Below are 21,515 nucleotides of genomic sequence, written 5' to 3'. Positions count from 1 at the left end.
ATTATTTAGGCTTGGGGCGACAGATCAGGGGCAAATATTCTGCTGGAACTGACGTCAGATTATTACCTTTGACTGTCATTTTTTCAGGTGCTTCTGCGTTTCCGCAGACCCATGTCACTGGTACAACAGGAGCATCTTCTACAACTGCCGGACGCAAACTAAGGATTTTTCCTTTGATGACACCATTGGCACGATTGCCAAATGTGATATGGATAACTCCATCCTGTACTGTGATAGCACTCACATAGTTATTCACGATTTTATCTGCAGCAGGAATGCCTGTGGCAGCATTATCAAGAGGGAACTTCTGATCGGATTGCCAGGCGAATGCAATCGGTTTTTTTGCGATATCAGCGAGTGGCAAAGCGATTTCTATTTGTTCTTTAACTAGTTTGATCAGATAAGAAGGGATAGCCATTGCAGCCAGAATAGCAATGACAGCAATGACAGCCATCATTTCCAATAAAGTGAAACCAGCGATTTTTTTCATGGTGTGTTGGTGAGCGGACATGTACTGACTATACCGGATAAGTTGTGTTGGTAACAATCAAACATCAGAAAAACATCAGAGAGAATCTGAAATGACATCTGCGGGTGTATCGTCGATAATGCCCCTCTTAAATAATATATGGGGTTGAAGTGCTCCAGAATAGAGAGTCCGTATGCCTGTTGTAAGCGTATCTGAAAATACGATGATGTTAGTCGTAGTCAGCTGGTGGTTGTTGCCATGAATGAATCGATTTCTGTTTTTGGATTCAGTACCTCATTGCTGGAATTATCGTCATTCATTTTGTCGGTTATCACAGTTTTCCTCAATATCAGGCAACGACATTGGGCTTGGTTATTTTCTATTCTCGCATCTGGCTTATACGCGGCAGTTTTTTTTGATGCTCGCCTCTATGGAGATATGGCACTGCAATTCGTATTTATTGGTGTGTCTATTTGGGGATGGTGGTTGTGGCTATCGGGTATCAAAGAGTCATCGGCATCTTCGCCACGATGGTTGACTATGGTGGAGCGCTGGGTCGTTGTTGTTGTTTGGATGGTGGTATTTGTGCCGCTTGCCTGGTTCCTGAAGTCGTATACAGATACGGATGTGCCTTATGTGGATGGCTTTCTGACTGCTGGTAGCCTGGTAGGGCAGGTGTTACTCTCTCGGAAAAAAATTGAAAACTGGCATGTCTGGATTATCGTCGACGTTATTTATGTTGGTTTGTATATGTATAAAAATCTGATGTTAACGGCCATACTGTATGCGATCTTTGTCGTGATGGCTGTAACGGGATTGAAGACCTGGAGTAAAGCATGCCAACAGTAAATCGTATTGCCATCCTTGGAGCAGAATCATCCGGTAAATCTGTTCTGGCTGAAGCGCTGGCGCAACGCTACAAAACGGTATGGGTACCGGAGTATTTACGTGAATTTGTTGACAGACACCAGCGCGCACCTAAAGAAGAAGAGCAGATTATGATCGCTCGGTCCCAGTTGGAGCGCGAGGCGGTGCTGACAGTTCAAGCCAATCAATGGTTGTTTTGCGATACCACGCCACTGATGACTGCAATGTATAGCCGACATTATTTCAAGCGTGTAGATACGGAACTGGCTGCTCTTGAGTCTTTACATAACTATGATTTTACGTTGGTGACTGCTCCTGATTTTCCTTGGACTGCCGATGGATTACAACGTGAGTCTGCAGCTGTTCGTGAACATATTCATCAAGAGTTGCTCCAGATGTTGGATGAGCGGGAAATTCCGTTCTTACTGGTAGAGGGGAGTCTGTCAAACAGAGTGGAGCAGGTACAGTTCGCCTTGGATTTTTTATTATTCTGATGTTATTTTGCCGCTTAACTATTTGCGTAGCATAGTAGCTTGGACTTACGCAAAATTGTTCCGTCAAGATGTGGTGACGAAGGCTTTATGGAATTGATAAGGATCCATAACACTACTGAAGTGACTTTGTAAATCGTGGTAGTGAGTACTTCGTATCAGTAAATATCTTCTTGGCACAAGATTGTGCTGAACGTCATCGGGTACGTATTAAAAAAAAAGCCTTTTGTTTCGTGTAAAAGAAACAAAAGGCTTTTTTGATAGCGTATTAATGTGGCGACTATTACTACTATTGCGCCTAACGCATTAGCTACTTTCCATTAAACTCTTCAGGTGGTCTGCCCGAGCTGGATGACGCAGTTTTTTCATCGCCTTGGCTTCGATCTGACGAATACGTTCGCGGGTTACTTCAAACTGTTTACCAACTTCTTCAAGAGTGAATTCGCTGGTGGTTTCCAATCCGAAGCGCATTCGCAAGACCTTAGCTTCGCGCGGGCTCAGTGAGTCCAGCGCTTCTTTGAGCTTTGTCTGTACTGACGCCTGCATCGCCGCTGCCATTGGCGACAGATTCATACTGTCCTCAATAAAATCACCTAATTGCGAGTCACCGTCGTCGCCGATAGGCACATCCAGTGACACTGGTTCTTTGGCAATTTTCAGAATTTCACGTACTTTACTTTCTGGCAATCCCATTTTTTCGGCAATCGCTGCAGGTTCGGGTTCGAGTCCACTTGCTTGCAATAATTGGCGTTTGACACGATTCATCTTATTGATGGTTTCTATCATGTGTACAGGCACGCGTATGGTACGCGCCTGATCCGCGATAGCGCGTGCAATTGCCTGCCTGATCCACCAGGTTGCATAGGTAGAGAACTTATAGCCGCGACGATATTCAAATTTGTCGACAGCTTTCAATAACCCGATATTGCCTTCCTGAATCAGATCCAGGAACTGCAGACCACGATTCACATATTTTTTTGCAATAGAAATGACCAGACGCAAGTTTGCTTCTGTCATTGCGCGTTTAGCTTCGCTGGCACGTTTTTCACCAGCAATCATCTGCTTGTTAATATCGCGCAGATCGCTCAACGGCAATGTCACGCACTGTTCCAGATCGATCAGTTTTTGTTGCAATTCTCTCGCTGCATGAATGTGACGCAGAATCAGCGTTGCATAGGGTTGTGTGCATTGTGACGCTTGCTCCAGCCATGCGGTGTTCGTTGCATTGATGCGGAAGTGTTCAACAAAAAATGCGCGTGGCATACCGCATTTGTTGACCAGTAAATCCATCATCTGCTTTTCAGCAGTACGCATTTCTTTCATCTGCTTGCGCAAGGTGTCACATAATTTTTCTGCTGTTTTGACAGTAAAGCGCATGCCTTGCAATTCGCGCGTGATGGCTTCCTGCGCGATATTGTAAGTGTTTGATTTATAGCCATCACTCACACGTGCTGCTTGCATTTGCTCGAAGTGCTTTTGTACGACAGCAAATTTCTGTAACACAGTTGCTTTTAACTGCTGTAATTGTTCATCGCTGATGCCACTGCCTTCTGCTACATCATCATCGCTGACATCGTCGTCGTCCAGATCGTCTGCATCAGTAGCAATGACCAGTGCGACATTGTCTGTATTCCGGTCAACGAGTCCGTCGATGATGTCATCAACACGGACTTCATCTTTAGCAATTTTTTCTGCAATGATGAGAATTTCCTGAACGGTACCCGGGCACGCGGAAATTGCTTGCACCATATCAATCAGACCGTCTTCGATACGTTTGGCAATTTCAATTTCACCACTACGCGTCAATAGTTCTACACCGCCCATTTCACGCATGTACATGCGCACAGGGTCGGTGGTGCGGCCGAAGTCAGAGTCTACCGTTGCTAATGCAGCTGCGGCAGCGGCTTCTTCTTCATCGTCTGTAACGGGCGTTGCAACATTGTCTGTCAACAGCATCATCGCAGCATCGGGAGCACGGTCATATACCGCGATACCCATGTCATTGAGTGTACTGATGACGTTTTGTATCATTTCCGGATCGGTAACTTCTTCCGGTAAATGATCATTAATTTCAGCGTGTGTCAGATAGCTGCGATCTTTGCCGATACGAATCAGTTTGGTCAGTTGCTTGCGATATTGCTCCAGTTGCTCTTCTGCGTTGGCAGAGTTGACTTCTGCACCTGTTTTTTTCGCTTTTGCTCTGGCCGCACGCTTCATTTCGGCGGATTCAGCGGCATTCAGTGCCTGAATTTCATCGTTTTCAAATTGAAATTCAGATGGTTTTCGGCCGCGCTTGGCTGGCTCTTTTGCGCCTGATAGCAGGTAATTGGACGTATCAATATCTGCGGTAGTGATATTGGCAGACGTTGTTGTAACAGCCGCGGCGATGGTTGTGGGTATCGTTGTCGATGTTGTGGGCGCGATGGACGCTGCGACTGCCTTGATGGCGTCGACAATGCCTTGATTGCGCGACGAGTCTGATGGCATCGTTGCTACAACTGGCGTGCCCAATGGCATCGTTTTTGCGGCGATTGATCCGACCGGTCTTGCTGGCGTTGCGTTGGCAGCTGTCACTGGTTTTAACGTGACTACAGGTGCCGCGGCAGCAAATTTACCTGAACCAATACGCGCTTCGCGTTTAATGGGCGCAGGCATATTGTTAACCGGCTGTTGATCTGCCAGTAACAATTTTTTAGCTACTTTCGGCGCTGTTTTTCTGATAATGACAGCACGTGGTTTCGGTGCTTCAATTGAGGACAGCGCTTCTAATCCGGCTTTTAAATCAGCGCGGATTTCGACTTTGGTTTCTGTCTTGATGGCTGGTTCTGCAGCTTCACCGCTCAGATGCAGATTTTCTGATGATGGCGCATCGGTACCAGCGAACTGAAACGGAGTGTCTTCAACATCTGGTGTTGCCATGACAGGCTCTGGCGTGTCGTCGTAGGGCAGCAGACTCATTGCTTCGATATCTTCTGCTGTCAGTGCGGCAACTGGCGTAATCGTTGTTTCTGCAGACACCGGTTGCAGACGCGAACGACGCTTGGTCACGACCGTGATGGGCGCTGCTGGGAGAGTTTCCTCAGTTTTTTCCGTTGCTGTGGGCGCAGGAGCAGCTTCTGCCGTTGTTTTCGGCAGTGACATAGCAGGTCTGTTCAGCTGGAGGGTTTTTTTACCTAGAGTGAGGGTAGAGCCTGTTTTTTCTACGGGAGGTTGAGTTGAATCAGTTGTGCTGTTTTTCATGTGACAAAATCAAGTACGACAACAAATGCTTGTCAATAGTGTATGGCAATGGCAGTAGCTGCTGACGATCATTAGTTGCAGATCAACGGCAGAAGCGGAAGAAAAAGCCCGCTGATCAAAGCGGGCAAATTCGTCTTGCTAAAACTGGGTCTCAAAATGAGACGAAAGGGCAGAATTATCCTCGGCTTAGGGCTTCTTGACAAGTTCGATCTGCAATGCGAGCAGTATTATTTTTGTTTACTTATGGCTGATTTTATCAATCAATCCGGAAAGCCTTGTCTGGCAAGGATATTTGGAAAAAAATTTCTGTAAATGATGATAACGATATTAATCGTTTTTCATGGAAAATAAATTGCTACCTGTATTTTTGTGCTGGTGACCGTAGCAAATTCTAGCAGGTTATTTTTGACAAGCTGTTAAGCTATTGTTTTTGGATTCGCTGATTGAGCACGTTATGAATGTATTGCGCGAAATTGTTGTCCTAATTGTTGTTCTTTTACGCATTCCCAAAAATTTTTCTGCATTGTTATTTTTGCTGCCTGTCATTGCCTTGGCGCAGACCGTACCTGATACGTTGGCGCAGCGTTTAAAAGCCTGCACGTCCTGTCATGGTCAGGAGGGGCGTGCTGCCAGCGATGGCTATTATCCGCGTATTGCTGGTAAGCCAGATGGGTATTTATATAACCAATTGAGAAATTTTCGTGATGGGAAACGTACTTATCCGCTGATGACGTACATGGTTGGGCATTTGTCGGATGCCTATCTGCAGGAAATAGCAGGATATTTTTCCCAGCAGCATCCACCTTATGCAGCACCGCAAAAACCAGAGGCCAGCCCGGATATGCTGGAACGAGGTCGCATTCTTGTACAGCGTGGTGACTCCTCCCAAAAATTGCCTGCCTGTGCTGGCTGTCATGGTGAAAAAATGACGGGAGTTGCTCCTTTTATTCCAGGCTTGCTAGGTTTGCCGCGCGATTACATCGTCGCCCAGCTAGGCGCATGGCAGACAGGCAGTCGTCATGCGGTTGCACCGGATTGCATGCAGCAGATTGCCAACAAGTTGACGGCTCAGGATGTCGGTGCTGTCTCGGCATGGTTGGCTGCGCAGCCAATACCTTCAGCGGCTGTGGCACCACATGCGCGCGATATTCCTCAATTTAAGTTACCAATCTCTTGTGGTAGCGTGTCTCATTAGGATCTGAGTGTGATGAAGAAAATTTTGCGGTATCTGGTTTCAGTCTTTGTCCTACTCATACTGGCAGTTGGCTTGTATGGCCAATGGTTGCTCGATGATCATCAATATGATGGCAACAAAATAACAAATATTGCTGTAGATGCGAGCATATTGGAGCAGGGGGCTTATCTGGTGCGTGCAGGTAACTGTATGGGATGCCATACCCAGCGTGGCGGCGCTGCATATGCTGGTGGAAGAATCATCCGTTCCGAGTTTGGTGATTTTGTATCGCCGAATATCACACCTGATATCAAGACAGGTATTGGTCGCTGGACAAGCGAAGATTTTTGGCAAGCGTTGCATAATGGGAAATCACCAGATGGAAAGTTGTTGTATCCTGCTTTCCCTTACCCGAATTACACTCAGGTTACGCGTCAGGATGCAGATCGGATGTTCGCTTATCTGAAAACGCTGACACCGGTATCGCAAGAAAATCAAAACCATCACCTGCATTTTCCATACGATCAGCGAGCCTTACTCGCGTTTTGGCGAGCCGCTTATTTTCGCCCGGGAGTATTTCAGGAACAATCTGAGCAGCGTGCGATGTGGAATAGGGGAGCCTATCTGGTGAATGGCCTCGGGCATTGTAGCGCTTGTCATAGTAGTCGTAATGCCTTAGGCGCAAATGCTGGATATCAGGATTTGTCTGGGGGAGAACTAGCGATGGTGAATTGGTATGCGCCATCCTTGTCGCAAAAAAATGAAGCGCATTTATTGCAATGGACATCCACACAATCACAATCTTTATTACAGAATGGTATTTCGGGTATCGCCAGCGTATCGGGCCCCATGGCCGAGGTTGTTGCTGAGAGTCTGCAATACTTGTCGGTATCCGATATAGCAGCAATCACTTCTTATCTGCAATCTATTCCAGTGCCTCAACAAGCACCAGAGGATATGCTGGATCGTAGCCTGTCCTCACAGGCCATTGGTAAGGAAACCATGGATAGAATCATGCTGCAGGGGAGTGCGCTGTACAAAACGCATTGTAGCGACTGTCATGGGGCAGGCGGTGATGGCGTTGCCTCCGTGTATCCGGCGCTGAAGGGTAATTATGCAGTACAGTCACATTCCGTGACTAATCCGGTCAGGATGGTGCTCGCTGGTGGTTTTCCGCCGTCTACAAGAGGCAATCCCAGGCCTTATGGCATGCCGCCATTTGGCCCTATGTTGACTGATAGCGAAGTTGCCGTGGTGCTGACATATATCCGTAACGCCTGGGGCAATCAGGGTAGTGTCATCACATCCGCAGAAGTTAATCGTTATCGAACTTCGCCGTTGGATTAAATCAGCGCAGGCTCCAATTCAGAGGCTTGCCTTGCTGGTCAGTGACAGTCGTCATTTCTTTAAACACTCTTGCTTGCAGGCTATCAGGTAAGCGAACCAGATCGACGCTATTGACCAACTTGTCACCATTCATAAATGCCCAGGTGAAAAATTTCAGGGTAGTGATGGTCTTTTCTGCATTGCTTGCTACTTGGGGGATCAGGATAAAAGTACCCATGGTAATCGGCCATGTTTTAGTACCCGGCTTATCCGTCAGCATTTCCTCAAAATTGGCCTGCGTCTTCCATCCACTATTCGATAGTGCCGCAGAAAATGATTCGGGGCTTGGTGAAATAAATTTGCCATCCCTGTTTTGTAATTGAACTGTATCGAGCTTGTCTTGAATGACATAGTTGTAATCAATATAGCTGATCGAATAAGGTGTTTTTTTGATAGCCGCCGCAATGCTGCTGCTGCCTTTCACCTGAGTCAGCTTGCTATGCCAGGTGAGGGTAAAATTTTTTCCATAACTCTGTTTCCACTCCGGACTGATTTTGCTCAGATAGTCGGTAAAGTTGTAAGTGGTACCAGAGCCGTCTTGTCGGACGATGACTTCAATAGGTTTGGCTGGCAAACGTAATTGAGGATTGATGGCAACGATTGCCGGATCATTCCATTGGCTGATTTTGTAACTGAAGATTCCTGCCAGTGTTTCCGCATTCAGGCGCAACTCGCCTGACTTAAGACCGGGGAGATTCACTACCGGAACGATGCCTGAAATGGCGGATGGAAATTGAATTAATTTGGATTTTTTCAACTCTGCCTGACTTAAAGCCGCATCGCTCGCACCAAAGTCAACGCTGTTTTCTTTGATTTTTTTAATTCCTGCTGATGAGCCAACCGCTTGATAATCAACGCGGTCAGTCACGGTTTTAGCATAGGCATCGGCCCATTTTTTATATAGTGGCGCAGCTGCGGACGATCCTGCTCCTTGAATTTCCATTGAGGACACGAATGGCGTAATGAGGGCGGTAAGAAGCAGAAATAATAGGGAGTGAATGCGGGTCATGGTGAAAAGCGAGAAAAACGCAGAAAAATGGCTGAAGATGCAGCAAAGAAACGGCGCGCATTATCTCACATTGCCTTTAAACGTTCTGATTGCGTGCTTTGGTAACACCTGCGTCATGTCATCAAGATAAGCTTTATAGTTGTTATTCGTAAATATATTGTTTATATTGTTTATATATTTTAAATTGGAGGTCCCTATGTCAACCGCAACAGTCAAAAAAGAGTCACCGGCAACTAAAGCACCGGTAGCGAAGAAAGTGGCCGCAGAAAAGAAAGTCACTACTACGGTCGTTAAAAAAACAGCCGCAGACAAGACAGAGGCTATTGCTAAAGCTGCTCCGGCAGAAGCTTCTGTACGCGTTAAAGCGCCGGTGAAGCCAGCGAATGATAAGGTCCCTTTTCCTAAATCTCCGGTTGAAACGGTAGATAAAGTGAAGAAATCAAAATTGATACGAGACAGCTTTACTATGCCTGAAGAAGAATATGCAATTCTGGGGTTGGTAAAGAAATCTTGTCTGAAAGCAGGCGTGGATGTGAAAAAAAGCCAGTTATTGCGTATCGGTCTGCTGTTATTGGGTGAAAAGGATGTGCCCGCTCTGAAAGCACTCATTGCCGACCTGTCGCCGTTAAAAGCGGGTCGCCCCAAAAAGGAAAAATAAGCTGTTTCATCACGAATAGTGATGCTTTGCATCCCCCACTTTTTCTCTGAAAGTGGGGGATGTTGTTTTTTTAACCTGTCATAAAACAGACATCTGCCTGTCATCTTGCTGAAGTAATCGTCATTTAATCTTCGTTCGTCGACCAAACGACATCTTGAGACATAACAAGGACGATGAATGCGATTACTCACGATACCAGCGGATGCTAATCCCAGTTTTTCCAAACTCAACCTGAGCCTGGCGACGACGCCTGAAGAAGTAAAGGAAGTACAGCGTCTACGTTACAAGGTATTCATTGAGAGCATGGGACTGTCTGCACTGTCGAATCCGGATGGCCTGGACAAAGACGAATTTGATGCATACTGCGATCATTTGATCGTACGCGATTCTAAAACCTTGAAAGTGGTAGGTACTTACCGGATTCTTGGGCCGAACGCCGCGCGTGAAATGGGGCGTTATTACTCTGAAACAGAATTTGATTTATCCCGTCTGCAAAATATCCGAGGCAGTATTGCAGAAGCAGGGCGCGCCTGTATTCACCCGGATTATCGTAGTGGTGCGGTGATTATGATGTTATGGGCTGGTTTGGCTGCTTATATGCGCCGTGAACGTTGCACTTACCTGATTGGCTGTGCCAGCATCAGCCTGACGGATGGTGGTCAGAATGCCGCCGCGATTTATCGTGGTCTGGTTGAAAAAGATTTTTGCCCGCGAGAATATCGTGTGACTCCACACGTACCATTCCCACTTGATGAGATTGATACCAGCAATGTGGAGGCACGTATTCCACCTCTGCTGAAAGGCTATTTGCGCGCTGGAGCCTGGGTTTGCGGTGATCCTGCGTGGGATCCTGATTTTCATAGCGCAGATCTGTTTGTCATGCTGCCATTGGCAAATCTGGATGACCGCTACGCTCGTCACTATGGCACTGGGGAGTAATGAATGTGAAGCCCGCTGATCAGTTCCTGAATCGCAAATTACATAAATCCGGGAAAAAGGAAGTGACCCGATTCCGGACGATATGGATTTCGGATTTACATTTGGGAACCAGCGGCTGCCAAGCAGCTAAGCTGCTGGAATTTTTACGGGCAACCGAATCGGAAACTTTGTATCTGGTGGGCGATATCATTGATGGCTGGCAATTAAAGCGCCGTTGGTATTGGGATCAGACGCACAATAACGTCGTGCAGACGGTATTGAAAAAAGCTAAAAAAGGGACGAATGTGATTTTCGTTCCCGGCAATCACGATGAATCGATACGCCAGTTTATCGATCTCGATTTTGGTGGTATCAAGGTCAGAGATGAACTGGTGCATACCACGGCGAATGGCAAGCGTATGTTGGTATTGCACGGCGATCGCTTCGATGGCGTGATTGCCTGCGCTAAGTGGCTGGCCTATGTCGGCGATAGCTTGTATACCGTAATTTTGAAGTTTAATCAGGTTTTTAATAACTGGCGCGCACGCGCGGGTTTGCCGTATTGGTCGCTATCGCAATATTTGAAATTAAAAGTAAAAAATGCGGTCAGTTACATTACGCAGTTTGAAGATGCACTCGCTGATGAGGCGCGCAGAAAAGGCGTTGACGGCATCATTTGCGGACATATTCACAAGCCAGAAATTCGTGATATCAACGGTATTCTTTACTGCAACGACGGTGATTGGGTAGAGAGTTTATCTGCTTTGGTGGAGGATGAGCAGGGAGAATTAAAGTTGGTCACCTGGCATGATATCGTTTATCAATCTCAGCATGCCCGTGACCGTCACGAGCTCGAAACAGAAGCAGATGCTGAATTAGAGGTCAGCGTTGTTACTGGATAATTTGTTGTCGATATGGCGATTGTGAGGCAGTGATTACGATATGGTGACTGATTAACAACCGTGTGTTTTGCTCCATATTTAGTACTTCGAGATGCTGTATAAATGAGCTAGTTGCGGCATCGGAGACGTTTTGAGGGCGAAGTTATTTCATTCAAATTTGGGCAGTAGTGACCTTGCCTTTTGATATCGGATTTCACTCATCAGTTGACCGCGCCTCTATCATCGACTTTCTATAACGCTACCATTTATCCTGGCAATGCATGAAGTGAAGAAGTACGGACGAATCATAACGTCGTTTGTACAGCTTGATGGTTCGTCCTGCCTAGTCTTGTTCTATTTAAAAATTGGCATGAAAATCATCCTTACCGGATGACCAGATCAGGAGGAATAATTGCCTTCAGGTAAGTGTTAAAGGTTTGTGCTTCATTCAATTTCTGAGTAATCCACCAAATATTACCTTTGCGCACACTGTATTCCTGCATAGGTGTATCCAGGCATTCTGCGACGACTTGCCCCAGATAAGGTTGATGCCCAATGATCAACACCGGTTCCCTGCTATTGGGCCAGTTGGCGGCCTGCAATATGGCGCTTGCCGTGGCATCTGGCCCTAATTCGGGTAAAAATTTGCACTTGCGACCATAGTTTTCCAATGCAGCCATAGTCTCTCTGGTGCGCACCGATGGACTTGCAAGTATCCGGCAACTGTCGGGTAGCGTGCTATCTAACCAATAGGCAATTTTGTTGGCTTGTTTGATACCTTTGCCGGTTAGCTTGCGAGCAAGGTCATCGGTATCCGCACTTGCTATTTCCGCTTCCGCGTGGCGCCAGAGTATTAAATCCATTATTCCTCTTCAGGTGCTGAAAGTGATCCCAGTTGTTGCATCAGATATTGTTGTGCGCAAAAACGAGGTTGTTTCAGGCGTGCCTTTTTGCGTTCGTACTGACCATCAGAGTCCAAGGTCCATGCATTCACGTTATCTTTGAGATAAGGATCCAAGCCTTCTGTAATCACGCGTTTTTTAAGTGACTTTTCCAGCACTGGGAAGGCGACTTCAATACGACGGAAAAGATTGCGATTCATCCAATCGGCGCTTGCCATATGAACGTCGTGCGCAAGGTCATTCCGGAAGTAATAAATACGGCTATGCTCAAGGAAACGTCCGATGATAGAACGTACACGAATATTTTCGGATAAGCCAGGAACTCCTGGGCGCAACGCGCAGGCACCGCGGATGATCAGATCAATTTTGACACCATCTGCTGAAGCGGCATACAACGCACGGATCACTGACTCATCTAGCAACGCATTCATCTTAGCGATGATACGTGCAGGACGCCCTTCGCGCGCAATGCGTGCTTCATTGCGAATCGCTTTAATAATTTGCGGTTGCAGTGCAAATGGCGCTAACCACAGATAATCGAGTTTTTTCGGTTTGGTCAGACCTGTCAGGTGAATGAACACCTCATTCACCTCTGCTGCAATACCCGGATGTGCCGTCAATAAACCGAAATCAGTATAAAAACGGGTTGTGGAGGGATGGTAATTCCCTGTTCCCATATGGGCATAATGGCGTAATAGACCGCCCTCTTCACGGCGAATCACTAACGCCAGTTTTGCGTGAGTTTTTAAACCGACGACGCCGTACACTACCTGTGCGCCGGCACGTTGAAGTTTATCGGCCCAATTAATATTCGCTTCTTCGTCAAAACGAGCCATCAGTTCTACGATCACCGTGACTTCTTTGCCCAGACGTGCTGCGGTAATCAGTGACTCCATCAGATCAGAATTCATCCCTGTTCTGTAAATGGTTTGTTTAATGGCAACGACACTAGGATCTTGCGATGCAGAGCGGATAAAATCAATGACTGTCTGAAATGGCTGGAATGGGTGATGCAACAGAATGTCTTGTTTGCGCAGTAATGTAAAAATATCTGCATGCGCATATTTAACTATCGCTTTTGCTGAGAACGGCGGAAACCGTAGCGATGGTTGTTTGATATGATCAACCAATTCACCCAGACGCACCATATTTACAGGGCCGTCAACTGGATAAAGACGATCACTATCCAGTGAGAATTGTTCTAGCAAAAAGCGGGACAAATCTTCCGGACAATTTTTTGCTACTTCAAGCCGGACGGCGGCACCAAATTGCCGTGTTTGTAATTCGCCTTGCAGTGCCTGGCGTAAATTTTTGACTTCTTCTTCGTCTACCCAAAGATCACTGTCGCGCGTTACACGGAACTGTGAGTAGTTGATCACATCACGACCATTAAACAGATCAGCGATATGCGAGTGTATGACGGATGACAATAAGCAAAATGATGTGCCACCATCAGAAAGTTCATCCGGCAAACGGATGATCCTTGGTAAAACGCGTGGTGCCTTCACAATGGCAATGCCAGTGCCACGACCAAATGCATCTTTTCCTGCTAATGAAACGATAAAATTCAGACTTTTATTGACTACCTGAGGAAACGGATGCGCGGGATCCAGTCCGATCGGTGTCAATAGTGGCCGAACTTCGCGATCAAAATATTCCTTGACCCATGCACGTTGAGCTTCATTGCGCTCGGAATGACGGAGAAGATGGATCCCTTTTTTTGACAATTGAGGAAGAATTTCCTGATTCAATAGCTCATATTGTCTTTGCGCCAATTCATGACACTCTTTACTGATACGCTTTAAAGTCGCCTGAAATGCAGGATGTTGAACCAGTTCGCCATCTACCGTGTTTTGTGCCAGCAGACTGGCTACACGGACTTCAAAAAATTCATCCAGATTACTGCCAACAATACACAGATAACGCAAACGCTCCAGCAAAGGAATGGTCTTATCTTCTGCTTGCGCGAGTACCCGCCAGTTAAAGGCGATTTGTGACATTTCTCTGTCAAGGAACATGACATTACGTGAAAATTCAGCGGTACTCACCTTCGATGAGTGTGCTTCAACCTTGCTATCAGAAAGTGAAGCAGTTTTTTGTTGATCGTTATTTTGCGCTGAAATGGTATCTTCTTGGTTTTGCATGATGCTCCGGATGTCATAAACGCTGTCATATATATGTAGTCTAATTCTATTCGCGTTTTATGACGGGTTTATGACGTAAAAAATGGTATAAATACTAATTATTTCATGAATTGGATTCTCCGTCATGATCTTGTCATAATTGGGTTGTAGAGTGCGGCACGTAGTAGTGAATACATGTAATTTAACTCTGAGGTGAACATGCAAATCAAACGTGTCGTAACATCCCTGATCGCCGCAGTCGGCGTTGCTGTCTCTTTCTCAGTCGCTCATGCTGCAGATATCACTGGCGCAGGCGCGACTTTCCCATACCCGATTTATGCTAAATGGGCCGAAGCCTACAAAAAATCTACGGGTAATGGTCTGAACTATCAATCCATCGGTTCCGGTGGTGGTATCAAGCAGATCAAAGCGAAAACAGTTGATTTCGGTGCATCTGATATGCCCTTGAAAGCAGAAGAACTGGATGCTGAAGGTTTGGTGCAGTTTCCTGCAATTATCGGTGGTGTGGTTCCGGTAGTAAATCTGGATGGAATCGCTCCAGGTAAAATGAAAATGACTGGCGATGTTCTGGCCGCTATTTTCATGGGCAAAATTACAAAATGGAATGCTGCAGAAATCGCTGCGATCAACCCAGGCATGAAACTGCCAGCAGAAGATATTACAGTTGTACATCGTTCTGATGGTTCTGGTACTACGTTCCTGTGGACTGATTATTTGAGCAAAGTAAATGCTGACTTCAAAACTGCTGTTGGTGCATCTACAGCAGTGAAGTGGCCAGTTGGTTTGGGCGGTAAAGGCAACGAAGGCGTTGCGGCTAACGTACAGCGTATCAAGAATTCCATTGGTTACGTGGAATACGCTTATGTTAAAAAGAACAAAATGACTTACACCTTATTGAAAAATGCTGATGGTCAGTTTGCTGAGCCAGATGATGAAAACTTCAAGGCAGCTGCAGCTGGTGCAGATTGGTCTAAAGCGCCAGGTATGTATCTGGTGCTGACGAATCAGCCAGGTAAAATCACATGGCCTGTGACAGGTGCTTCCTTCATCCTGATCCATAAGGCACAGGCTGACGCAGAAAAAGGCAAAGAAGTGTTGAAATTCTTTGACTGGGCTTTCAAAAACGGCGGTGCAATGGCAACAGAGTTGGAATATGTTTCCTTGCCAGCACCAGTAGTGAAATTGATTGAAGATGGCTGGAAAGCAAAAGTAAAAGACGCTTCTGGTAAAGCAATCTGGTAATACCTTGTTTTAAAAAATAGTTTTCGGCAGCAGAGTGTCGAAAATAATGTTGATTGAGGTAGCCCGGTAGAATAACTGGGCTACCTTCCGGTGGAAATGACACCTATGCCTACCCCAATGTCCTCCGTCACCATGACTTCACCAACTGCAATACCTACAGCTGCAAACCAATCATCTTCTCCATCTTCACAGATGAATAATGTGAATATGCTTGCTGTGATGCGCCGCCAGCGGTGGCAAGATTTCTTTTTTCATAAGCTGACCCTGAGTTTCGCGGCATTTGTTCTGGTCGTTTTACTCGGCATTATTGCTTCTTTGTTTTTGCGCGCAATGCCTGCGATGCAGGAGTTCGGCTTTAAATTTATTACGACGATCGAATGGGATCCGGTCAATGACAAGTACGGTGGCATGATTGCGATCGTCGGGACATTAGCTACGTCGATTATTGCTTTGCTCATCGCTTTCCCTGTTAGTTTTGGTATCGCATTATTTCTGACTGAAATTTGTCCGCCATGGCTTAAGCGCCCTCTAGGTACCGCAATTGAATTGTTGGCAGGTGTGCCAAGTATTATCTACGGCATGTGGGGGCTGTTTGTTTTTGCTCCTTTGTTCGCAGAATATGTGCAGCCAGCTCTGGCGTCCACCATCGGTAAGTTACCTGTCATTGGCGTGCTGTTTTCCGGCCCGATGATCGGTATTGGTATTTTGTCTGCCGGTGTGATTTTGGCGATTATGATTATCCCGTTTATTTCATCCGTCATGCGTGACGTATTTGAAGTAGTGCCGCCGGTATTGAAGGAGTCCGCTTACGGACTGGGTTGCACTAAATGGGAAGTTGTTCGCAAAATTGTATTGCCATATACCAAAATCGGTGTTGTGGGTGGCGTAATGCTGGGATTAGGTCGTGCCTTGGGTGAAACAATGGCGATTACTTTCGTGATTGGTAATGCTCACCAGTTGTCTTGGTCGCTGTTTGCTGCGGGTAATAGTATTGCCTCTACACTCGCGAATGAGTTTGCTGAAGCCGAGACAGTACTGCACACATCCTCACTATTTTTACTTGGTCTGATTCTGTTTGTGATTACCTTTGTTGTGTTGTCCGCTGCGAAATTATTGCTGCTGGGTTTGAGTAGAAAAGAAGGTGCTAAATAATGGAAAATTCAACAATGCAATCAGCAAGTAATCCAGTCTACCGCATGCGATTGCTCAGACATAAAATCGGCATCACCCTGTCTTCTTTGGCGATGGCGTTGGGTGTGTTTTTCCTGATGTGGATTTTGTTCACGCTGTTACTCAAAGGTTTTTCTGCGATTAGTATTTCGATGTTCACAGAATCAACCCCAGCTCCTGGTAGTGACGGCGGTGGTTTGATGAATGCGATTTTTGGTAGCTTTGTCATGGTTGCCTGTGCTGCATTAATTTCAACGCCGATTGGTATTCTTGCAGGAATTTATCTGGCTGAATATGGCGATAAAAGTTTGTTCGGCAGCGTGACTCGTTTCGTGACCGACATCATGTTGTCAGCACCATCGATTGTGATTGGCCTGTTTGTGTATGCAATTTATGTAGCGAATGTGAGACATTTCTCTGGTTGGGCTGGCAGCATTGCCATCTCTCTGATTGCTATCCCCGTGGTAGTACGCACTACTGACAACATGCTTGGTCTGGTTCCGGCAAGTTTGCGTGAAGCAGCATTTGCACTCGGTGCTCCGCGCTGGAAAGTTGCATTACTGGTCAGATTGCGTGCTGTAAAAGCAGGTGTTACTACGGGTATTTTGCTGGCAGTAGCGCGTATTTCAGGTGAAACAGCGCCGTTGTTGTTCACTGCACTCAATAACCAATTCTTTAACGGCAACATGAATAAGCCTATGGCTAACCTGCCAGTGGTGATTTATCAATTTGCGATGAGTCCTTATGATAACTGGCGCGATCTGGCGTGGGGCGGTGCTTTGCTGATCACGTTCAGTGTTCTGGGTCTGAATATTTTATCGCGTACTTTGTTTAACCAAAAAACACAGCATTAATCCGAATATCGATATGACTACTCCACAAGCGAATCCACAAAAGACAGCAATCGAGATCGACGGGCTGAATTTTTTCTACGGTGCTACCCGTAGCCTGCGCGATATCAAGTTGAATATTTACGATAAAAAAGTGACTGCTTTTATCGGTCCTTCCGGTTGCGGAAAATCTACTTTATTGCGTACGTTAAACCGTATGTATGATTTGTATCCAGGCCAACGCGCCGAAGGAAAAATCATGTACAACGGTAAAAACATTCTGGATGCTGATCAGGATATCAATCTGTTGCGCGCCAGAGTTGGCATGGTGTTCCAGAAGCCGACACCGTTTCCTATGTCTGTTTATGACAATATCGCTTTTGGTGTGCGCCTGTATGAGAATTTATCCAAAGGTGAGATGGATGAACGTGTTGAATGGGCACTGAAAAAAGCAGCGATCTGGACAGAAGTTAAAGATAAACTCAATAAGAGTGGCCTGAGTTTATCTGGTGGTCAGCAGCAGCGCCTGTGTATCGCACGTGGTGTTTCTGTTCGCCCGGAAGTACTGTTGCTGGATGAACCGACATCCGCCCTTGATCCTATTTCTACAGTGAAAATTGAAGAGCTGATCAATGAGTTGAAAGAAGACTACACGATCGCGATCGTTACCCATAATATGCAGCAGGCTGCGCGCTGCTCAGACTATACGGCCTATATGTATCTGGGTGAGTTGGTCGAGTTTGGCGAAACTGATCATATCTTCATGAACCCTGTGAAAAAAGAAACACAAGATTACATCACTGGCCGTTTTGGCTAACAAACGTTTTGTCCAAGATATTGCATGCCGTAAGGTATGCATGAAAATGGTGATCTGTTGATATTGTTATCAATGGTAGTTCACTTTACTTATTCAAGACGTTTTACACTTTTACGACAGCGAATTCAGGAGAAACATTGTGACTGGCGAACACTCTTCAAAACAATATGACATGGATCTGGAGACCATACGCTCCAAAGTTCTGTTGATGGGCGGATTGGTTGAGAGCCATTTCCACGATGCGATGTCATGTTTTCGGACTGGAAATGTCGAACAGGCAGAAGCCGTCATTTTATCGGATCTGGAAGTGAATCGTTTGGAAGTCAGTCTGGACGATATGTGTAGTCATCTGATTGTTAAGCGTCAGCCGGCTGCTAACGATTTACGTACGGTAGTGGCAACGGGTAAAGTAATTACTGATCTTGAACGCATCGGTGATGAATCAACCAAAATTGCACGTATCGCTCGTGACGCACATGCCAGCAAACATAATCTGGCAATGTTCAGCGGCTACGAAACTGTGCGTGTGCTCGCACATGGCGTAGCAGATATGTTGCATCAGGCTCTGGATGCATTTGCACGTCTGGATCAGACGAAAGCCGTTCAACTGATTGCGCAGGATGCTATCGTTGATAACGACTTCCGCTCCATTATGCGTAATCTGATCACTTTCATGATGGAAGATCCAAGCACTATTTCTTCTTCGCTGGATGCTTTGTGGGTAGCAAAAGCAATTGAGCGTATTGGTGATCATGCAAAAAATATTGCCGAACATACGATTTATATCGTTGAAGGCAGAGACATTCGTCACTCAGATTATGTCGCGACGAAACAGGAACAACAAAACTAATAACGATAATGGCTGCTGATACAACAATATTGATAGTAGAAGATGAGCCGGCAATTGTGGAGCTGGTCAGCTTCACGCTGCGCGCGGCAGGATGGAACACATTTGCAGTAAACAATACGGCAGAGGCTTGGGATTTTGTTCAGCGTCGTACTCCGCAACTTATTTTGCTTGACTGGATGTTGCCTGATCAGAGCGGCTTGCGTTTGTTATCTAAAATACGTTCTGACCGTCAGTTTAATGAAATTCCCGTCATCATGCTGACTGCAAAAAGCATGGAGGAAGACAAGATTGCCGGACTCGATCATGGGGCCGATGATTATGTGACCAAGCCTTTTTCCCCACGTGAGTTGACGGCGCGCATTAAAGCTTTATTGCGTCGTAAAAGCCCTGAGCACGCACAGACTGCATTAGCCGTTGGTTCTGTTGTATTAGATCCTGTCAGCTGTACAGTCAAAATTGATGATCAGAAAGTGGATATTGGTCACGCCGAATACAAATTATTGAAATTTTTTATGGCGCACCCCGAGCGCGTATTTTCTCGCAGTCAGTTGCTCGATAAAGTATGGGGCGACCATGTCGTGATCGAAGAGCGCACGGTTGATGTGCACGTGTTGCGCTTGCGTAAGGTACTGAAAACCTCAGAGTCGCTGATCAAGACGGTACGTAGTGTTGGTTACATGCTTTCAGAAAAATAATTCACATTCAAGCGGTTAGCGCACGAGTAGCCAGATGTTTTTCCCATCGCATCATTGATACTGCGCTATTGTGTGCTCCCGTCTCTTTTTGCACACCAAGATGTCAGATCTTATCTGCGCTTTCCTGTGTCTCTGGTGGTCGCCGTCTAATACTGCATGTTATCAGCTTAACATAACAAATATGCCATTATCGTATTGTTGTCATTCCGCAATTAATCAGGATTATTGATGTCTCCACGTCTTATTTTTTGGACTTCTGCACTGGTACGTGTCGCGCTGGTTGTACTTGCCACGGTGTTCGCCTGTTATATGTGGGGCATGGTTTATGGCCTGTTGCTTGGGTTTCTGGGAATGTGCGTTCTTTTCATCGTGCAACTCTCTTATCTGCAACGATTGTCCGAATGGTTAGATCATCCGGCGAGTGCTCGTTTGCCGGATGGTTGGGGAGCATGGACTGATATCTTTTCGCGTTTATACAAAATGCGACGCGGCGATGAAAAAAACCAGGCCGAACTGACGGAGTGGTTGGCACGCTTCAGACAAGCGATGACCTTATTGCCTGATGGTGTGGTGATTATGGATGATGTATTGTTCCTTGAATGGTGCAACCCTTCTGCTGAGCGTCATATGGGACTGAGCCTTGCACAGGATAAGGGGATGCGTGTCACCAATCTGGTAAGAAGCCCCGAATTTATTGATTACATCATTCTTGGTCGCTACGAAACGCCATTGACGCTGTCTTTCAGAGACAGAAAATTAATTGCCCATATTATTCCATTTGAAAATCGTAGACAGATTCTGGTCACACATGATGTGACTGAGTCGGAGCGCATTGACATGATGCGCAGAGACTTTATTGCAAATGCCTCTCATGAATTACGTACTCCTCTGACAGTCATTAACGGCTTTCTGGAGATCGCAGCGATGCAGCCAGATCTTGATATTGCAACCCGCAATGCTCACATTAAACTGATGACTGAGCAGGGCGAGCGCATGCAGCGTCTGGTTGACGATATGCTCACGCTAACTCGCCTTGAATCGGTAGATCATCCATTACGTCCAGATCGCATTAATATGCGCGGACTATTGGAGCAGATATTGCAAGAAGCAAATGCGTTGTCAGGTGGACGTCATGAAGTGACACTGGAATGCAATGGCCCCGATATTCGTGGTAGTACCGATGAAATTCGCAGCGCATTGACAAATCTGGTCACGAATGCAATTCGTTATACCCCTGAACATGGGAAGATACAACTGCGCTGGTTACCTGCTACCCAAGGACCTAAATTTATTGTTGAAGATAACGGTATTGGTATCAGTGCTGAACATATTTCCCGGTTGACCGAGCGTTTTTACCGTGTTGACAAGAGTCGTTCCAGAGAAACGCAGGGAACCGGACTCGGCTTGGCAATCGTCAAGCATGTATTGTTACGACATCACTCCCATTTGCATATCGAATCTACGCCGAATGTCGGTAGTAAATTCTGGGTGCAATTTCCCGCAAGCGCAGTAGTAGAGTAATGATTAAGAATTATCATCAAGCGTAGTAGATATATTAATACTTATTTAATATTTCAATAACATCAATAATGACAGGGATAAGCTGTCATATTGTTGTGTTGAAACAGAGTTGATTTGTTAATACTTGTTAAGATTAGCGGATTGACCGGATTCTGCGAAGAAAAATTCTGGCACTGTCTTGCCTTCACCTTTAAATACGTTACACTCAAAATTGATACAGCATGGATGCGTACGAATACCATGCGATACCT

19 protein-coding genes are annotated in these 21,515 nt (G+C 46.0%); 14 read left to right on the top strand and 5 right to left on the bottom strand.

The window, feature by feature from the left end; all coding sequences use genetic code 11:
• Position 1: 1 nt before the first annotated feature.
• Complete coding sequence (locus tag ACO0LB_RS08120) at positions 2 to 490, bottom strand: pilin (protein WP_423048292.1); 489 nt, start codon at positions 488 to 490, stop codon at positions 2 to 4.
• A gap of 237 nt (positions 491 to 727) precedes the next feature.
• On the opposite strand from ACO0LB_RS08120, the gene pnuC reads away from it, so the two are divergent.
• Both pnuC and ACO0LB_RS08110 read left to right on the top strand, forming a co-directional pair.
• The gene (pnuC, locus tag ACO0LB_RS08115) at positions 728 to 1,318 is read left to right on the top strand and encodes a nicotinamide riboside transporter PnuC (RefSeq protein ID WP_423048290.1); all 591 of its coding nucleotides are present in this window, start codon (positions 728 to 730) and stop codon (positions 1,316 to 1,318) included.
• A complete protein-coding gene (locus ACO0LB_RS08110) occupies positions 1,306 to 1,830 on the top strand; it encodes an AAA family ATPase (protein ID WP_423048288.1) in 525 nt (174 codons plus the stop codon). The genes pnuC and ACO0LB_RS08110 overlap by 13 nt, the downstream gene beginning before the upstream one ends.
• A 303-nt stretch (positions 1,831 to 2,133) precedes the next feature.
• Here ACO0LB_RS08110 and rpoD read toward each other — a convergent pair whose 3' ends face one another.
• A complete protein-coding gene (gene rpoD, locus ACO0LB_RS08105; RefSeq protein ID WP_423048286.1) occupies positions 2,134 to 5,067 on the bottom strand; it encodes an RNA polymerase sigma factor RpoD in 2,934 nt (977 codons plus the stop codon).
• 454 nt (positions 5,068 to 5,521) lie between these two features.
• On the opposite strand from rpoD, the gene ACO0LB_RS08100 reads away from it, so the two are divergent.
• Both ACO0LB_RS08100 and ACO0LB_RS08095 read left to right on the top strand, forming a co-directional pair.
• Positions 5,522 to 6,262, top strand: coding sequence for a c-type cytochrome (locus ACO0LB_RS08100; protein ID WP_423048284.1), 741 nt, complete (start codon positions 5,522 to 5,524; stop codon positions 6,260 to 6,262).
• Between the two features lie 12 nt (positions 6,263 to 6,274).
• Entirely contained in the window at positions 6,275 to 7,588 is a 1,314-nt protein-coding gene (locus ACO0LB_RS08095; protein ID WP_423048401.1) for a c-type cytochrome, read from the top strand.
• A 1-nt stretch (position 7,589) separates the two neighbouring features.
• On the opposite strand, the gene pstS (ACO0LB_RS08090) is transcribed toward ACO0LB_RS08095, so the two are convergent.
• Positions 7,590 to 8,570 carry a phosphate ABC transporter substrate-binding protein PstS gene (pstS, locus tag ACO0LB_RS08090; RefSeq protein ID WP_423048282.1) on the bottom strand — a complete coding sequence of 327 codons (981 nt, stop codon included), beginning with the start codon at positions 8,568 to 8,570 and terminating at the stop codon, positions 7,590 to 7,592.
• Between the two features lie 262 nt (positions 8,571 to 8,832).
• On the opposite strand from pstS (ACO0LB_RS08090), the gene ACO0LB_RS08085 reads away from it, so the two are divergent.
• The 3 genes from ACO0LB_RS08085 (at position 8,833) to ACO0LB_RS08075 (ending at position 11,114) form a co-directional block, all read left to right on the top strand.
• The gene (locus ACO0LB_RS08085; protein ID WP_423048280.1) at positions 8,833 to 9,294 is read left to right on the top strand and encodes a hypothetical protein; all 462 of its coding nucleotides are present in this window, start codon (positions 8,833 to 8,835) and stop codon (positions 9,292 to 9,294) included.
• Between the two features lie 177 nt (positions 9,295 to 9,471).
• Positions 9,472 to 10,233, top strand: coding sequence for a GNAT family N-acetyltransferase (locus ACO0LB_RS08080; RefSeq protein WP_423048278.1), 762 nt, complete (start codon positions 9,472 to 9,474; stop codon positions 10,231 to 10,233).
• A gap of 5 nt (positions 10,234 to 10,238) precedes the next feature.
• On the top strand, positions 10,239 to 11,114 hold the full coding sequence (locus ACO0LB_RS08075; RefSeq protein WP_423048399.1) for a UDP-2,3-diacylglucosamine diphosphatase: 876 nt from the start codon (positions 10,239 to 10,241) through the stop codon (positions 11,112 to 11,114).
• Positions 11,115 to 11,476: 362 nt separating this feature from the next.
• On the opposite strand, the gene ACO0LB_RS08070 is transcribed toward ACO0LB_RS08075, so the two are convergent.
• On the bottom strand, positions 11,477 to 11,956 hold the full coding sequence (locus tag ACO0LB_RS08070) for a SixA phosphatase family protein (RefSeq protein ID WP_423048276.1): 480 nt from the start codon (positions 11,954 to 11,956) through the stop codon (positions 11,477 to 11,479).
• Positions 11,956 to 14,139 (bottom strand): polyphosphate kinase 1, encoded by a 2,184-nt coding sequence (gene ppk1 / locus ACO0LB_RS08065; protein ID WP_423048274.1) that lies wholly within the window; start codon positions 14,137 to 14,139, stop codon positions 11,956 to 11,958. The genes ACO0LB_RS08070 and ppk1 overlap by 1 nt, the downstream gene beginning before the upstream one ends.
• A 198-nt stretch (positions 14,140 to 14,337) precedes the next feature.
• Here ppk1 and pstS (ACO0LB_RS08060) point away from each other — a divergent pair, with 198 nt between their 5' ends.
• The 7 genes from pstS (ACO0LB_RS08060) to phoR all read left to right on the top strand — a co-directional run bounded on the left by pstS (ACO0LB_RS08060) (position 14,338) and on the right by phoR (position 21,264).
• Positions 14,338 to 15,381, top strand: a complete 1,044-nt coding sequence (gene pstS / locus ACO0LB_RS08060; protein ID WP_423048272.1) for a phosphate ABC transporter substrate-binding protein PstS — start codon at positions 14,338 to 14,340, stop codon at positions 15,379 to 15,381.
• 192 nt (positions 15,382 to 15,573) lie between these two features.
• Positions 15,574 to 16,533, top strand: a complete 960-nt coding sequence (gene pstC / locus ACO0LB_RS08055; RefSeq protein ID WP_423048397.1) for a phosphate ABC transporter permease subunit PstC — start codon at positions 15,574 to 15,576, stop codon at positions 16,531 to 16,533.
• Entirely contained in the window at positions 16,533 to 17,405 is an 873-nt protein-coding gene (pstA, locus tag ACO0LB_RS08050; RefSeq protein WP_423048270.1) for a phosphate ABC transporter permease PstA, read from the top strand. Before pstC ends, pstA begins: the two co-directional genes overlap by 1 nt.
• A gap of 13 nt (positions 17,406 to 17,418) precedes the next feature.
• Positions 17,419 to 18,198 (top strand): phosphate ABC transporter ATP-binding protein PstB, encoded by a 780-nt coding sequence (gene pstB, locus ACO0LB_RS08045; RefSeq protein WP_423048268.1) that lies wholly within the window; start codon positions 17,419 to 17,421, stop codon positions 18,196 to 18,198.
• Positions 18,199 to 18,337: 139 nt separating this feature from the next.
• Complete coding sequence (gene phoU, locus ACO0LB_RS08040) at positions 18,338 to 19,048, top strand: phosphate signaling complex protein PhoU (RefSeq protein WP_423048266.1); 711 nt, start codon at positions 18,338 to 18,340, stop codon at positions 19,046 to 19,048.
• Between the two features lie 8 nt (positions 19,049 to 19,056).
• Complete coding sequence (gene phoB, locus ACO0LB_RS08035) at positions 19,057 to 19,743, top strand: phosphate regulon transcriptional regulator PhoB (RefSeq protein WP_423048264.1); 687 nt, start codon at positions 19,057 to 19,059, stop codon at positions 19,741 to 19,743.
• 228 nt (positions 19,744 to 19,971) lie between these two features.
• Entirely contained in the window at positions 19,972 to 21,264 is a 1,293-nt protein-coding gene (phoR, locus tag ACO0LB_RS08030; RefSeq protein ID WP_423048262.1) for a phosphate regulon sensor histidine kinase PhoR, read from the top strand.
• Positions 21,265 to 21,515 lie beyond the last annotated feature (251 nt).

Origin of the sequence: Undibacterium sp. SXout7W, assembly GCF_049339385.1 — a bacterium.
Taxonomy (GTDB): domain Bacteria; phylum Pseudomonadota; class Gammaproteobacteria; order Burkholderiales; family Burkholderiaceae_D; genus Undibacterium.
Note: the sequence above shows the minus strand (reverse complement) of the source record. Positions and strands in the feature narration are given on the sequence as shown.